At 75.1% G+C, this 14,566-nt stretch carries 13 protein-coding genes; 7 read left to right on the top strand and 6 right to left on the bottom strand.

The window, feature by feature from the left end; all coding sequences use genetic code 11:
• Positions 1–30 precede the first annotated feature (30 nt).
• The 4 genes from ACSNN9_RS08700 (at position 31) to ACSNN9_RS08685 (ending at position 4,435) form a co-directional block, all read left to right on the top strand.
• On the top strand, positions 31–1,650 hold the full coding sequence (locus ACSNN9_RS08700; RefSeq protein ID WP_436672369.1) for a hypothetical protein: 1,620 nt from the start codon (positions 31–33) through the stop codon (positions 1,648–1,650).
• A 62-nt stretch (positions 1,651–1,712) separates the two neighbouring features.
• Positions 1,713–2,510 (top strand): peroxide stress protein YaaA, encoded by a 798-nt coding sequence (yaaA, locus tag ACSNN9_RS08695; RefSeq protein WP_436672367.1) that lies wholly within the window; start codon positions 1,713–1,715, stop codon positions 2,508–2,510.
• A gap of 102 nt (positions 2,511–2,612) precedes the next feature.
• Positions 2,613–3,287, top strand: coding sequence for a hypothetical protein (locus ACSNN9_RS08690; RefSeq protein WP_436672366.1), 675 nt, complete (start codon positions 2,613–2,615; stop codon positions 3,285–3,287).
• Positions 3,288–3,460: 173 nt separating this feature from the next.
• Positions 3,461–4,435 carry a TAXI family TRAP transporter solute-binding subunit gene (locus tag ACSNN9_RS08685; protein WP_436672364.1) on the top strand — a complete coding sequence of 325 codons (975 nt, stop codon included), beginning with the start codon at positions 3,461–3,463 and terminating at the stop codon, positions 4,433–4,435.
• 10 nt (positions 4,436–4,445) lie between these two features.
• On the opposite strand, the gene ACSNN9_RS08680 is transcribed toward ACSNN9_RS08685, so the two are convergent.
• The 3 genes from ACSNN9_RS08680 to ACSNN9_RS08670 form a co-directional block, all read right to left on the bottom strand.
• Positions 4,446–5,900, bottom strand: coding sequence for a sensor histidine kinase (locus ACSNN9_RS08680; protein ID WP_436672362.1), 1,455 nt, complete (start codon positions 5,898–5,900; stop codon positions 4,446–4,448).
• A 10-nt stretch (positions 5,901–5,910) separates the two neighbouring features.
• Entirely contained in the window at positions 5,911–6,567 is a 657-nt protein-coding gene (locus ACSNN9_RS08675; protein WP_436672361.1) for a response regulator transcription factor, read from the bottom strand.
• A gap of 164 nt (positions 6,568–6,731) precedes the next feature.
• Positions 6,732–7,043, bottom strand: coding sequence for a hypothetical protein (locus tag ACSNN9_RS08670; RefSeq protein WP_358087330.1), 312 nt, complete (start codon positions 7,041–7,043; stop codon positions 6,732–6,734).
• Positions 7,044–7,157: 114 nt separating this feature from the next.
• On the opposite strand from ACSNN9_RS08670, the gene ACSNN9_RS08665 reads away from it, so the two are divergent.
• Together ACSNN9_RS08665 and ACSNN9_RS08660 are read left to right on the top strand one after the other, a co-directional pair.
• Positions 7,158–7,496 (top strand): DUF952 domain-containing protein, encoded by a 339-nt coding sequence (locus tag ACSNN9_RS08665; protein ID WP_436672359.1) that lies wholly within the window; start codon positions 7,158–7,160, stop codon positions 7,494–7,496.
• 159 nt (positions 7,497–7,655) lie between these two features.
• Entirely contained in the window at positions 7,656–8,198 is a 543-nt protein-coding gene (locus tag ACSNN9_RS08660) for an acyltransferase (protein ID WP_357871601.1), read from the top strand.
• A gap of 55 nt (positions 8,199–8,253) precedes the next feature.
• Here ACSNN9_RS08660 and ACSNN9_RS08655 read toward each other — a convergent pair whose 3' ends face one another.
• The 3 genes from ACSNN9_RS08655 to ACSNN9_RS08645 all read right to left on the bottom strand — a co-directional run bounded on the left by ACSNN9_RS08655 (position 8,254) and on the right by ACSNN9_RS08645 (position 13,040).
• Positions 8,254–9,996, bottom strand: a complete 1,743-nt coding sequence (locus ACSNN9_RS08655) for a CDP-glycerol glycerophosphotransferase family protein (protein WP_436672356.1) — start codon at positions 9,994–9,996, stop codon at positions 8,254–8,256.
• 169 nt (positions 9,997–10,165) lie between these two features.
• Entirely contained in the window at positions 10,166–11,449 is a 1,284-nt protein-coding gene (locus tag ACSNN9_RS08650; RefSeq protein ID WP_436672354.1) for a nucleotide sugar dehydrogenase, read from the bottom strand.
• Between the two features lie 4 nt (positions 11,450–11,453).
• On the bottom strand, positions 11,454–13,040 hold the full coding sequence (locus ACSNN9_RS08645; protein ID WP_436672353.1) for a glycosyltransferase family 2 protein: 1,587 nt from the start codon (positions 13,038–13,040) through the stop codon (positions 11,454–11,456).
• A 314-nt stretch (positions 13,041–13,354) separates the two neighbouring features.
• On the opposite strand from ACSNN9_RS08645, the gene ACSNN9_RS08640 reads away from it, so the two are divergent.
• Positions 13,355–14,533 (top strand): hypothetical protein, encoded by a 1,179-nt coding sequence (locus ACSNN9_RS08640; RefSeq protein ID WP_436672351.1) that lies wholly within the window; start codon positions 13,355–13,357, stop codon positions 14,531–14,533.
• Positions 14,534–14,566: the final 33 nt, after the last annotated feature.

The following is a 14,566-nucleotide window of genomic DNA, read 5'->3' as shown; positions in this document are numbered from 1 at the left end:
CCGGTCGGGACGACGACGGGGGCGTTGGTCGTGTCGCAACCAGTGCGCAAGCGTGGGCGGTGGCGCCCGCAGCTCGACCGGCCGGCGCTCGTCGCGCTGCTGTTCGGGCTCGCCGGGGTCGGCTACCGGCTGGTCCTGACCCTGCACACGGTGCCCGTCTCCAACAGCGACGAGGCGACGTTCGGGCTGGCCGCGCTGCACATCGCCCAGGGCCGCGAGCTGCCGGTCTTCCTCTACGGGCAGCGCTACATGGGGGTGCTGGAGTCGTACCTGGCCGCGCCGCTGGTCGCGGTGGCCGGCCCGGGCTGGCCGCTGCTGCGCCTGCCGCTGCTGCTGCTCTACGCCCTCTTCCTCTGGCTGATCCACCGGCTGACCCGACGGATCTGCTCGCCGTGGTTCGCCGCGTTCGTCGTCGGCCTGCTGGCCCTCGGCGGGGAGCGGGTCGTCCGGGACCAGCTGACCGTGGTCGGCGGCCGTCCGGAGGTCAAGGTCGCGGTGCTGCTGATGCTGCTGATCGCGGTGGGCCTGGCGCGGCGGACGGTGCGGCGCCGCCGGCTGGCCGTCGGCCTCTTCGGCCTGCTCGCCGGGGTGGCCGCGTGGTCGGACTGGCTGATCCTGCCCTACCTGGCGGTGGCCGCGCTGGCGCTGCTCTGGGCGGCCCGCCGGGAGCTGCTCGGCGCGGCCGGGGTGCTGCTGCTGGCCGGATTCGCCGTCGGGATCGCGCCGATGATCCGGGACAACCTCCTCGCCCCGCCCGGCGAGGACTCGCTGTCGGTGTTCCGCGAGATCAGCACCAAGGCCGGGCCGACGCCGCCGTGGTCACGGCGGCTGGACGGCGGGCTGCTGGAGGGGGTGCCGCTCGCCGCCGGCCTCTGCCCGGTGGACGGCTGCGCCCGCTGGCAGGGCTGGTTCGGGCTGCTCTACCCGGTGCTGCTGGCGGTCGCCGCCGCGCTCGCCGTCCTCGCGTACCGCAGGGCCGCGGGCGCCCCGCGCGGCGAGCGGGTCGGCCCGGTGGTGCACCTCGCGCTGGTCGTCGGCGCGGCGCTGACCCTGCTGTCGTACGTGCGCAGCCCGCTCGCCGCCACCAGCCCGCTGGACAACGCCCGCTACCTGTCGGTGCTCCAGCTCTCCCTGCCGGCGGTGCTCTGGCCGCTCTGGGTGGCGGCGCTCGCCTGCTGGCGGGGCACGGTCGGCGCGCTCGGCCGGCTGGCCGGCGCGCTGGCCACCGCCGTGCTCGCCGCGCTGACCGCGACCACGCTGGTGGTCACCGTGCTGTTCGCCGCCACCGGCACCGAGGCGTCCCGGGTCGAGGAGCGGCAGGCCCGCGAGCTGGCCGACAGGCTGCGCGCGGGCGGCCCCCGCGAGGTGTACGGGGACTACTGGACCTGCAACCGGCTGATCTTCAACACGGCCGAGGCGGTGGTGTGCGCGGTGCTCGACGGCGACCTGACCCCCGGGCAGAACCGCTACCCGGCGTACTGGCGGCAGGTGGGGCGGGCCGACCGGCCCGGGTACGTGCTGGCGGCCGGCTCGGCGGCGGAGCGGCGGCTGCGCCGGCTGCTGGGCGACCGGGCCGACGCCGCGCTGGTCGCCGAGGTCGCCGGGTATCGCGTGTACCACCCGGAGACGCCGGTGCGGCCGTGGCGGTAGGAGCGGCCCGTACGCTGGCCGGACCGGCGCGCGGACGCCGCGCCGAGCCGAGGAGTCCACCGATGCTCATCCTGCTGCCGCCCTCCGAGGGGAAGGCCGACGCCGGCACCGGCCGGCGGCTGGATCTCGCCCGGCTTTCCCTGCCGGAGCTGACCGGGGCCCGGGAGGAGGTGCTGACGGCGCTGGTCGCGCTCAGCGCCGACGGCGACGAGGAGGCGGCCCGCGCGGCGCTGGGGCTCAGCGAGGGCCAGCGCGGCGAGCTGCGCCGCAACGCCCGGCTGCGGGCGGCGGCCACCGCGCCCGCCGACAGCGTCTACACCGGGGTGCTCTACGAGGCGCTCGACCTCGCCACGCTGCCGGCGACCGCGCAGCGGGCCGCCCGCCGGTCGGTGCTGATCAGCTCGGGGCTCTGGGGCGCGGTACGCCTCACCGACCGGATCCCGCCCTACCGCTGCCCGATCGGGGCGCGGCTGCCGGGGATCGGCGCGCTGTCGGCGTACTGGCGGCGGGCGCTCGCCCCGGCGATGGCCGCGGCGGCCGGCGACGGGCCGGTGCTCGACCTGCGCTCCGGCGCGTACGCGGCCACCTGGGTGCCCCGCGGCGAGGTGGCCGACCGCACGGTGACGGTCCGGGTGCTGCACGAACGGGAGGTCGACGGCGTGCCCGTCCGGTCGGTGGTGAGCCACTTCAACAAGGCGACCAAGGGCCGGCTGGTGCGTGACCTGCTGACGGCGGGCGCCCGGCCGCGCAGCGTCGACGGGCTGCTGACCGCGCTGCGCGACCTGAAGTACCCGGTGCTGGAGCAGGCCGTCGCAACGGGCCGGCCACGCCAGGTCGACGTGGTCGTCACGGAGCTGTAGGACTGCCGCAAGATTTCCTCAAGGCTGGGGCCGATCGGTTTCCCCGGCGGCGTCGACGGGCCACGGTAGAGGGACCCCCGACGCCGACAAGGAGTGCCTGAGTTGGCTCCCGAACAGATCCTGCTCGACCGGCCGCGCCTGCCCTCGACCCCGCCGCCGCTGGACTGGTCCACCCTGGCCGACGCGTTCGAGGCCGCCTGCCTGCTGCGCTGCACGCCCCCGCCGGCCGTCGTCGGCCCCCGCCGCTCGGTGCCGGAGCACCGCCCCCCGTCGGTGGAGTTCAACCGGGAGGAGGCGGCGCACCGGATGCGGCAGCTGCTCGGCCGGCTGGACGTCCCGATCGAGCACGAGGTGACCGTCGGCGGGCTGCGCCGCCGCTACGAGCTGCACCGGCTCTCCGTGCCGCCCCAGCACCGGCCGGCGTACGCCAGGACGCTGGAGGCCGGCTGGCGGCAGGGCCGGCGCGAGCTGCTGGGCGGGCCGGTCCCGGGCGCGTCGACCGTACGGCGGGCGTGGCGGCCCCGGCTGGCCGCGGCGGCCTGGCGGGCCGCCCTGCTCGCCGGTGGGCGGCACGTGCGCCGGCACATCCTCGGCGTCCGGATCACCGACCGGGAACTGGCCGCCATCCTGGTGCGCGGGGCCGCCCTGCTGGACGTCCCGGCGCTGCTGCGCCCCGGCACCGGCTGTTACCTGGTCTGCGTCGCCGACGGCCCGGACCGCCAGCGGATCCTGCACAGCACCGCCCTGGGGCCCGCCCACGTGCCCGATCGGTCATGATCGGCGGATGAACGGGCGGTCGGCGTCCGGCGGGGCGCCGGCGAGCCGACCGAGGGCGGCGCTCCGGCCCCGGTCGCGTACCGCAGCGAACTGACCATCGTCGTCGACCCGCCGCCGGGGCCCTAGTCCGGCGGGTGGGTGGCGGGTTGCGGCGACGGCCCGCACGGCGCAGAGTGCAGCCCGTGAGTCGTACCCGGTTCCGCCGTGTCCGCCCGCGTCCGGTCCGCCCGTCGGCGCTGCTGGCGCTGCTGCTGGTGGTGGCGTTGCCCGGCGTGGCCGGCTGCCAGGACGCTCCGGACCCGCCGGTGCGGATCCGGATCGCGACCGGCAGCCCGACGGCGGTCTACCACGCCTTCGGGCAGTCGCTGGCCGCCGTGCTCAACCGGGAGCTGCCGGACGTCCGGGCCAGCGTGGTGGTGACGGCCGCCTCGGCGGAGAACGTCCGGCTGGTCGGCGCCGGCGAGGCCGAGCTGGGTTTCACCCAGGCCGACGTGCTGCCGGCGGCGCCGGCGGCGCACCCGTCCGTGGTCGCGGTCGCCCGGGTCTACGACGACCTGCTGCACCTGGTCACCACCGCCGGCGGTCCCGTCCGCACGCTGGCCGACCTGCGCGGGCGGCGGGTGTCCGTGGGCGCGCCCGGGTCCGGCACCGAGATCACCGCCATCCGGCTGCTGGAGGTGGCGCGCCTGGGCGGCGACCGGGTACGCCAGGAGCGGCTCGGCCTCGACGACTCGGTCGCGGCGCTGCGGGCCGGCACGATCGACGCGTTCTTCTTCTCCGGCGGGCTGCCGGTCCGGGCGGTGGAGCAGCTCACGGACGACAGCGCGACCCGGATCGTCGACCTCGGCGAGTGGACCGGGCCGCTGCGCGAGAGCAACCCGGAGGTCTACGTCTCCCGCGACATCCCCCGCTCGGTGTACGGCACGGACCCGGTGACCACGGTGGCCAACCCGAACTTCCTGATCGTCCGGGCCGACCTGCCGACGCCGCTGATCCGGGAGGTGACCCGGCTGCTGATGGAACGCCGCCAGGAGCTGGCCGCCGCGCACCCGGCCGCCGGTCGGATGAGCCCCCGCTCGGCCATCGCCACCGCCCCGCTGCCGCTGCACCCCGGCGCCGCCGACTGGTACCGCGCCGCCAAGCCCTGACCCGCCGCCGCTACACCCCGACGCCGCTGTCGAGCCGCCCCGTGGCGCGGGACGACGCGGGAGCGTCGTCGCGGCCCGGCGCGCCGGGAACGGCGTCGCCGGGCGCGGGGAACCAGAGGCCCGCGGCCAGGCCGCGCGGCTCGGCCCCGCGCATGGTGAGCCGCCCGTCCGAGGCGTCGACCAGCACGGCGACGATGGTGAGGCCGAGCCCGGCCCCGTCGACGTTCTGCACCTCGGGGGCCCGCCAGAACCGCTCGGTCGCCTGGTCGAGCTGGCTCGCCGTCATGCCCGGGCCGGTGTCCCGGACCTCCAGCGCGGTGCCGTCGTCGTGGTGCCGGACGGTCACCGTCACCTCCCCACCGGCGTCGCTGAACTTGACCGCGTTGTCGATCAGCGCGTCCAGGGCCTGGTCGATGGCGGTCGGCACGGTCCGCGCGTACGCCGGGGCGTCCTCGACCACCAGCCTCAGGGCGATGCGGCGGTGCCGGGCGAGCGGCTCCCAGGCGGCGACCCGGGACGCGGCGACGGCCGCCGCGTCGACGGTGACCCGTTGGTTCTCCCGCCGTTCGGCGCGGGCCAGGGTCAGCAGCGCGTCCAGCACGAGGGCCAGCCGGTCGGTCTCCTCCAGGGCCAGTTGGTGCTCGGCGCGGCCGTCCGCGTCGGTCAGGCTCGGCCCCAGCTCCTCCACCCGCAGCCGCAGCGCGGTCAGCGGGTTGCGCAGCTGGTGGCTGGCGTGCGCGACGAACGCCCGCTGCCGGTCCATCACGTCGGAGACGACGTCGGCCATGTGGTTGAAGCTGGTCGCCAGGCGGCGCAGCTCCGGCGGGCCGAGCCGGTGCTGGACCCGCGCGCCGCGGTCGCCCTCGGCGATCTCGTGGGTGACCGCGTCCAGCTCGGTGACCGGGCGCAGCACCCAACCGGCCAGCCCGAACGCGGTCAGCACGCAGGCCAGCACGGCGAGCAGCCCCGTGCCGGCCAGCGCCAGCCACCAGACGGTGACGGCCCGCCGGACCGCATCGGCCGGGGTGGCGATGACCACCGCCCCGAGCACCTCACCGCCGTCGTTGATCGGCACCGCCACCACGATCGGCCCGTCGACCCAGGGCCAGACCGCGTCCGGCCCGCTGGCCTGCTGGCCGGAGAGCGCGGTGTCCAGCGCCTCGCGGGAAGCGGAGGCCGGCTGCCAGCTCTCCGAGGCCGCCACCGTCCGGCGGTCCCGGTCGACCACCGCCGCGCCGATGCCGTACAGGGCGTCGTAGCTGCGCAGCTCGTTGTCGAGCGGGCCGGGCGTGCCGCCCCGCAGCGCCGGGCCGGCCAGCGAGGCGAACCGGGTGGCGTCGGCGAGCCGGTCGGCGCGTACCCGGTCGGTCTCCCGGGTGGCCAGGGTGGCCGCCAGCGGGGTCTCCAGCGCGATCAGCACCAGCACCATCAGCAGCAGGTAGCTGATCACCAACCGACGTCGCACGGGGGTCCCCTCACTCGCCGCGCAGCCGGTAGCCGACCCCGCGCACGGTCTCCACCAGGCCGGGGTCGCCCAGCTTGCCGCGCAGCGACCCGACGTGCACCTCGACCGTGTGGCCGTCGCCCCAGGTGGTGCCCCAGGCGTCGAGCAGGATCCGCTCCCGGGCCACCGCCACGCCGGGCTGCCGGGCCAGGGAGAGCAGGACGTCGAACTCCTTGCGGGTCAGCGCCACCGACCGGCCCGCGACGGTGACCGTCCGGGCGGACACGTCGACGCGTACGGGCCCCACCTCGATCAGGTTGCGCTCCGGCACGGCATGCGCCGCGCGGCGCAGCACCGCCTCGATGCGCGCCTGGAGCTCGGTCATGGAGAAGGGCTTGACCACGTAGTCGTCGGCGCCCAGCCGCAGGCCGAGCACCCGGTCCCGTTCCTCGCCCCGGGCGGTCACCGCGATGATGCCGAGCTGGCTGCTGCGCCGCCGCAGCTCCCGGCACAGGTCGGTGCCGTCCCCGTCGGGCAGGGTCAGATCCAGCAGCACCAGGTCGCAGGGGGCGGCGGAGAGGGCAGCGGCGACGGTCGCGGCGTGCTCCACCTCGTACCCCCGGCGGGTGAGGGCGGAGGAGAGCGCGGCGGCCACCCGGCGGTCGTCCTCGACCAGCAGGATGCGCACCCGGGGCCCCCATTCGTCGGTCTGTCGACCCGAATGGTGGCAGAAGCACGCCCGCTACGGGAGGGCCGGTACCGCACCGACCGGTCCCCGGCCGCGCCGGCGGTCCGGCGCCGGGTGCCGGCGGCGGGTCGGCACCGGCCGCCGGCGGCGGGTCGGCCGGCAGGTCAGAGGCCGAAGACCTCGTCCGCCGTGGCGTCGCGGACCCCGTCGACGAAGCCCCGGAAGCCGGGGTCGCGGTGGCTGGCGGGCACGCTGGTGACGAGCTCGCCGGTGGCCTGGGTGACCGCGTCGACCAGGGGCGGATAGTCGATCTCGGCGTCCGGGAGGGTGTCGTCGTCCGCCTGGCCGAGGTTGATCACGTGCTGCACGTCCTCGGCCGGCGTGTCCGGGTCGTCGGCCCACTCGCCGCCCGCCCGGTGGCACTCGTCGTAGAGCGCCCGCTGGCTGTCGGTCCAGTCCTCGTCGTAGTTCTCCATCGCCATCCCTCCGCGACCCGCTGCCCAGAGCATGCCGGCCGGCGGCGGGCGCCGGGGCGGTACGGGGAAACCGGGACGGCCGTCGGCCGGGCCGGCCGCGCGTAGGCTGCCGGGGTGATCTACAAGCTGCTGACCACCATCGAGTGGGACGACGCGCTGGCCGCCGGCCACTTCGACGGTACGGCGATGGACCGGCAGTCCGGGTTCATCCACCTCTCCGGCGCCGACCAGGTGGTCGGGACGGCCCGGCGGTACTTCGCCGGCGCCACGGGGCTGACCATGCTGACGGTGGACCCCGACCGGTTGGGCGACACGCTGCGCTGGGAACCGTCGCGCGACGGCGCGCTCTTCCCGCACCTGTACGGACCGCTGCCGGTGCCGGCCGTGGTGGCCGCCGACGCGCTGCCGGCGGACCTGCCGGCCGCCGACGCGGTGGCGGCACTGCTCGCCTGACGGCTGGCTATGCTACGCCGAGCCCGTCCCGCCCCGGCCGTGCTGCGCGCACCGGGCGGTACGGCGGATCCGCACCGCGCGGCGGGGGCCGGCTGCGTGGCCGCCGAGGCGCGGCACCGACGGCGCCCGGCACGCGCCCCGAACCGAACGAGTTGACACATGACTGACAGCAGTTCCACGCCCCCCTCGGTCTTCGTCCACCCGACGGCCGACGTCGAGGAGGGCGCCCGCGTCGGCGACGGCACCAAGGTCTGGCACCTGGCCCACGTCCGGTCCTCGGCGCAGATCGGCGCTGGCTGCGTCATCGGCCGCAACGTGTACGTCGACGCCGGCGTGACGGTCGGCGACCTGGTCAAGATCCAGAACAACGTCTCGGTCTACCAGGGCGTCACCATCGAGGACGAGGTCTTCGTCGGCCCGTGCGCGGTCTTCACCAACGACTTCCGGCCCCGGGCGCAGAATCCGGACTGGACGATCACCCCGACCCTCGTCCGCCGGGGCGCCTCGATCGGCGCCAACGCCACCCTCGTCTGCGGCATCGAGGTCGGCGAGTACGCGATGATCGCGGCCGGGTCCGTGGTGACCCGGGACGTGGCGCCGTACCAGCTCGTCGCCGGCAATCCGGCGCGCCCGAAGGGCTGGGTAGACGAGCGCGGCGAGGTGGTCTCGCGCGACGTGGACAACCCGCCGCAGCGCGGCTGAACGGACGCGGGGGCGGCGACCGGCACCGCCCGGACACCGCCCCCGCGTCGACGCGTCAGCCGCAGAGCCGGTCGACCTCCGCCCGGAACCGGTCCATCGGGTTCGGCTCGTCCGGACCCAGCAGGTACGTCTTCAGCTCCCGCCGCGCCTCGGTCATGGGGTCGTCACCGGCGCGGGCCACCGCGACGATCTTCGCCAGCTCGCCGCAGTCCGCACCGAGCAGGTACGCGGCCCGCGCCGTCGGGTACCGGCGGCGGAACTCGTCCTCGGGCAGCCCGGCCGGGTTCGCCACGACGTACGGCCGCTGGCTCTGCATGAAGTCCGAGACCACGCTGGAGATGTCGCTGACCAGCAGGTCGGTCTGGTTGAAGCAGTCGAACAGGCCCGGCGTCCGGCCGGTGACCACGAGGTGCGCGTCGCCGGCCAGCGAGGTCGCGTCGGTCTGCCCGCCGGCGGCGCGGATCAGCCGGACGATCCGTTCGTTGGTCGACCGCGCCTTGGCCGACCGGCTGCCGGTGAGCGGGTGCGGCTTGTAGATCACCCGCACCCCGGGGGTGGCCAGCAGGCCGGCGACGATCCGCTCGCCCATCAGCACCACGGAGGTGTGGTAGACCTCCTCCTCCAGCCACCCCTCCCAGGTCGGGGCGTACAGCACCGTGAACGGCCGGCCGGCGGCCGCCGAGCCGAAGGTCTGCACGCCGGCCAGCTGCGGCCGGCCGATCTCGACGATGTCGCGGTCGAGCACGCCGACCCCGCTCAGGGCGTACCGCTCCCGCCCGGCCGGACCGGCCACCCAGACCTCGTCGTAGACCTTGCTGTACGGGTTGACGCTGGCCTGCTTGTCGCTGTCGCCGTGGCCGACGAAGACGTGCTTCACGCCCGGCTCGCGCAGCAGGTGGATGTTGGCGCCCACGTTCGCCACGTAGAGGGCGGCCCGGAGGCTGCCCAGTTCGAGGTTCATGAAGTCGGTGCCGGCGGGTACGCAGATCACCGGCAGGCGGGTGTCGGCGAGCGCCCGGAACGCCTCCTCCTGGCGCATCAGCACCACCGCCCGGCGGCCCGTCGCCTCGACCGGGGCGAGCCACATGTTGGCCTGGTAGACGTCCTTGACCGGGCCGGCGAAGTAGAGCGCCAGATCCGGCTGCTCCCGGACGAGCCAGTTCTGCGCCACCGGCAGCGCCGAGGTCGCCCGGCCGCGCCCGCGCAGCCAGGCCAGCGCGAGCACGGCGGCGACCAGCGCCCCCGCCACCAGCGTGGCCGCCGCGGTGAGCACCACCGGCGTCACCTCGTCGACCAGCACCGCGACCACGGCCGCCGGCACCAGCAGCAGGTTGAGCAGCGGCAGCCGGTCCCCCTCGACCGCGACGGCCCAGGCCGGCGGCCTGGGCGCCCCGGAGGACCGCCCGAGGTCGATGTTGCGGACGAAGGCGACGGTGGCGCCACGCCCGCCGAGCCGCGTCAGCACCCCCGTGCCGAGGCCGAGCGCCAGCAGCGCCGCGGGCAGCAGCAGGACCAGGACCAGCCCCGTCGGGCCGGGGCGGACCGTCGTCACGATCAGCAGGACGACCGACAGGTCCCGGGCCAGGTGCCGGTGGAGCTGTCCGATCCCGGCCTTCGCCAGCAGCGCCTCGCCGCCCGGCCGGCGCAGCAGGGTGAGTTCACCGGCAGCGGCGGCCAGGCCGGCGACCGCGAAGGGGATCACCCAGCCGAGGGCCCCGGCCAGCACCATCACGGCGTACGACAGCAGTAGCGCGCCGATGAGGCCGGCATCCGGCTGCCTGCGCAGTTTGCTGAACAAAGACACTCCCCTATCGATCACCGGCGAATCCGGGCAGGTGCGACCTTAACGTGGCATGTCCTTCGAGTATTGCCGGGGTGTCGCGTGGCCCACCGGCGGGCCGCGCCCGGCCACGACGCGACGGGGCCCCGACCGTTCCCGGCCGGGGCCCCGTGACGCGCGACGGCGGTCAACCGCCGATGACGACCCGCCGCACGCCGGCCCAGCGGGCCGGGTCGGTGACCCGGCGGCCGTCCACCAGGACGGTCACGCCGGGCAGGTCGGACGGGCTGAGGGTGCGGTACTCCGCGTGGTCCGCCTGCACCACGGCCGCGCCGAGCGGCTCACCGGCGTACGGCGGCAGGCCGTGCGCGGCGAGTTCCTCGTCGGTGTACATCGGATCCGAGACGTACGGCCGGGCACCGCGCCGCCGCAGCGCGTCCACGGTCGGGAAGACACCGGAGAAGGCGGTCTCCTTGACCCCGCCCCGGTAGGCGGCGCCCAGCACCAGCACCCCCACGTCGGTCAGGTCGCCGTACGCGGCGGCGAGCAGGTCGACCGCGTACTCGGGCATCGCCGCGTTGGCCTCACGGGCCGAGCGGACGACGGTGGCCGCCGGGTCGTTCCACAGGTACATCCGGGGGTAGATCGGGATGCAGTGCCCGCCGACCGCGATGCCCGGCTGGTGGATGTGGCTGTACGGCTGGGTGTTGCAGGCCGCGATGACCTTGGTGACGTCCACGCCGACGGTGTCGGCGAACCGGGCGAACTGGTTGGCCAGCCCGATGTTGACGTCCCGGTAGGTGGTCTCGGCCAGCTTGGCCAGCTCGGACGCCTCTGCGGAGCCGAGGTCCCAGACGCCGTTGGGGAGGTCGAGGTCGGGCCGCTCGTCGAAGTCCAGCACCGCCTCGTAGAAGCGGACGCCGTGCGCCGCCGACGCCTCGTCGATGCCGCCGACCAGCTTCGGGTAGCGGCGCAGGTCGGCGAAGACCCGGCCGGTGAGCACCCGCTCGGGGCTGAAGACGAGGTGGAAGTCCTTGCCCGCGGTCAGCCCCGAGCCCTCCTCCAACATCGGCGCCCAGCGGTTGCGGGTGGTGCCGACCGGCAGGGTGGTCTCGTAGCTGACCAGGGTGCCCGGCTTCAGCCCGGCGGCGATGGCGCGGGTCGCGTCGTCCATCCAGCCGAAGTCCGGCACGCCCTCCGCGTCCACGAAGAGCGGCACGACCACCACGACCGCCTCGGACTCGGCGACCGCGGCGGCGGTGTCGGTGGTGGCGCTCAGCAGCCCGGCGGCCACCGTCTCCTTGAGTTTGACGTCGAGGTCGGTCTCACCGGGGAAGGGCACCGCCCCGTCGTTGACCAGCCCGACGACCCGCTCGGAGACGTCGGCACCGATCACCCGGTGGCCCTTCGTGGCGAACTGCACGGCGAGCGGCAGACCGATCTTCCCCAGCGCGACGACGCAGATGTTCATGGAACTACTTTCCTCCTGAGGGCCAGATACGGCGCAGACGGGCGATGAGCCGACGCGGAGTCACCGGAGTGACCGCGACGATCACCTGGCCCTTGTGGTTGACGGTGGGCGTGACGAGATGCAACCGGACCCCCTGCCGGACGACGACGCGCGGCGCGGACAGCCGACGCTCGGCGCGGACGGGAACCGGGCGGGAACCGCTGCCCTCGGCCCTGGCCCGCACCACCTGACGCCCGCTGGCCACGGCCCGCACCAGTTCGTCGGCCGGAAGGTCCGCCCGCACGACGGTACCGTCCCGGCCGCCCGAGACCACACCGTCGACGGTCAGCTCTCCCACACCGATGCGGAGCGGCCCGCACGCCTCCGTGCCGGGGCCCGTCCACGGGGGCCGGGCGGTGACGGTCAGCACCCGGTTTCCGGCGGGGTCGTGCCGCCAGGTGAGGTCCGTCGCGGTGAGCCGCGCCATGATCTCGCCGGCGCGGTCCGTGACGTCGTAGAGGTCGTCCGGCAGCGGCAGCCGCGGATCGCGGAAGCCGACGTATCCCGCGTACCACCGGCCGTCCTCGACCGTCACGGGGGGCAGTTCGCCGCCGGCCTGCTGTCGGACCAGGTCGAGCAGCTGGGGGAGGTCGCCGTGCTGGGCGATGGCCAGCCGCAGCCGGACGTCGGCCGGCAGCCGGTCCCGGATGCCGTCGGTGAGGTACTGGTCGGCCAGCTTGCGGATCCGCGTGTGCACCTGTTGCTGGGCGTCCTCCGGCAGGTCGAGGAAGTCCTTGCGGAGCAGCTTCGCGACCTCCCAGGTGAAGTGCCGCACCAGCACCGCGTCGCGCCGCTGACCGGGTTCGATCAGGCCGGCGACGAAGTCGACGATCTCCTCCGCGCAGCGCAGCCGCTCCTCGTGGCGGCTGCGGTAGGTGATGTTCTGCGCGTTCTCCCGGCGCACCGCGAAGTAGTAGTCGTAGTCGGCGAGCACCGAGATCCGCCGGGCGCGGTAGCATGCCTCCAGCGTGAACGGCTGGTCGCTGCCCATGGGCATGTCCTCGCGGAAGCGCAGGTGGTGCCGCTCGACGAGGTCGCGACGGAACAGCTTGGTGTTCGACAGGGACCAGGGCAGCTCGCTGTCGAACAGGTCGACGTCGGGCGCGCTGCTGGCGTAGACCGCCTGGTGGACGTACCGCTTGTTGGTGCCCACCATCCGGCCGAGCACGACGTCGGACTCCCACCGGTCCGCTGCGGTGACGAGTCGCTCCAGGGCCTCCGGCCCGAGGTGGTCGTCGGAGCCGATGAAGAACACGTACCGCCCGGTGGCCCGCTCCAACGCCCGGTTGCTCGGCGCGGCCGGCCCGCCCGAGTTCGCCTGGTGCAGCACGGTGAAGGTCTCCGGATACCGCTCCGCGAAACGGTCGAGCTCCTCGCCGCTGCCGTCGGTCGAGCCGTCGTCCACCGCGACCACCTGCAGCCGGTCCCGGCCGATGGTCTGCTCCACCAGCGAGGTCAGGCAGGTGGTCAGGTAGGGCATCGTGTTGTAGACCGCGACGACGACGCTGACGTCCGGCGCGCTCGTCCGGCCGCTCTCCCCGTCGAACCTCATCGTCTGCCTCTCGCTGTGGCGGCGGCCCGGGCGGAACCTCGGCGAGTGTACGGCACTCAGGTGCACGGTCGGTGACACCTGAGCGCCCCCGGTGAGGCGCGCGGCCGGGCCGGCCGCCGGTGGCCCCATCCGGACTGGTGGGGGCCCCTCACCCGGCGTCCGGGCCGCCCCGCCGGGCCGCCGCGTCGCTGCCGTCCCTCGCCCGCGACGCCTGATAGTCTGCCGCGGGCGCAATTCGATCACCGGAGCACTGGGCCTGGGCTGCGGTCCGCCCGGCGGTCGACGCGGGGGACGGTCGTCGAGAAGGCATGGTCATGGACGTCAGAACCGACCCTGATCGGGAGACAACGACTGCCGACGCCACCGCGGGCGCCGGGCCCGGTGGCATGATCCGCCGGCTGCGAAGCGCCCTGCTCCTCGCCTGGCCGGCCCTCGTCGGCTACACCGCGGTACGGGCCGTCGGACTGGTCACCCTGGCGGTGTGGGCGGACGCGAGGGACGCCCGGTTCGGCCGGCTCATCGGCATCAGGGCGGACGCCGGCTGGTACCTCCGGATCGCCGAGCGGGGCTACGACTCCGGCGAGCGGTTGCAGAGCGACATGGCGTTCTTCCCGCTCTACCCGTACGTGGTCTCCTGGCTGGAGCCGCTGTCGCCGCTGGCCATGCGGAACACCGCCATCGCGGTCGCCTGGGTCGCGTCGCTGGCGGCCGCCTGGGGACTGTTCGCCGTGGGCAACCATCTGCACGGGCGGCGCACGGGCGTCCTGCTCGCGGTGGTGTGGGGCCTGCTGCCGCACGCGATGGTCCAGTCGATGGCGTACACGGAGTCGCTCTTCACCGCCCTCGCCGCCTGGTCGCTGTACGCCGTGCTGACCCGACGCTGGCTGACCGCCGGCGTGCTGTGCCTGCTCGCCGGCCTGACCCGGCCGACCGCCTCCGCGCTGATTCCCGTGGTGATGCTCGCCGCGCTGGTCGCCCTGCTCCGCCGGTACGGCGGTTGGCGGGCGGCGGTCGCCCTCGTGCTGGCCCCGCTGGGGTGGGTGGGATACCTGGCCTGGGTGGGCTGGCGCACCGGCCGGCCCGACGGCTGGTTCCACATCCAGTCCGCCGGCTGGGGTTCCACCTTCGACGCCGGCGCGGCCTCGGTAGAGGCGCTGGGCAAGGCGCTCGACGAGCCCTCGTCCCTGCAGTGGTACGTGGTGGCGGCGGTGGCGCTGGTGTCCATCGCCCTGTTCGTGCTGAGCTGCCTCGACCGGCAGCCGTGGCCGCTGCTGATGTTCAGCGGCCTGTTGCTGTTGACCACGCTCGGCTCGTCCGGCTACTTCTACTCCAAGGCCCGGTTCCTGCTGCCGGCGTTCGCCCTCCTCCTGCCGGTGGCACGGTCGCTGGCCGGGACCACCGGGCCACGGATCGCGGTCGTGCTGGTCACCATGACCGCCATCTCCGCCTACTTCGGCTCCTACCTGCTGCTGATCTGGAGCGCGTCACCCTGACCGGCCACCGGCCTCGGGCGCCCGAGGCCGGTG

The sequence above is a fragment of the Micromonospora sp. URMC 107 genome, from assembly GCF_051386315.1.
In the GTDB taxonomy this organism is placed as follows: domain Bacteria; phylum Actinomycetota; class Actinomycetes; order Mycobacteriales; family Micromonosporaceae; genus Micromonospora.
This window is presented reverse-complemented; position numbering and strand designations above follow the sequence as displayed.

Bases quoted from the DNA above. Each gene is read 5' to 3' on its own strand.
- ACSNN9_RS08660 (WP_357871601.1), top strand. From the start codon at position 7,656: ATGACTGACAGCAGTTCCACGCCCCCCTCGGTCTTCGTCCACCCGACG.
- ACSNN9_RS08650 (WP_436672354.1), bottom strand. From the start codon at position 11,449: ATGAACATCTGCGTCGTCGCGCTGGGGAAGATCGGTCTGCCGCTCGCC.
- yaaA (WP_436672367.1), top strand. From the start codon at position 1,713: ATGCTCATCCTGCTGCCGCCCTCCGAGGGGAAGGCCGACGCCGGCACC.
- ACSNN9_RS08640 (WP_436672351.1), top strand. From the start codon at position 13,355: ATGGACGTCAGAACCGACCCTGATCGGGAGACAACGACTGCCGACGCC.
- ACSNN9_RS08670 (WP_358087330.1), bottom strand. From the start codon at position 7,043: ATGGAGAACTACGACGAGGACTGGACCGACAGCCAGCGGGCGCTCTAC.
- ACSNN9_RS08645 (WP_436672353.1), bottom strand. From the start codon at position 13,040: ATGAGGTTCGACGGGGAGAGCGGCCGGACGAGCGCGCCGGACGTCAGC.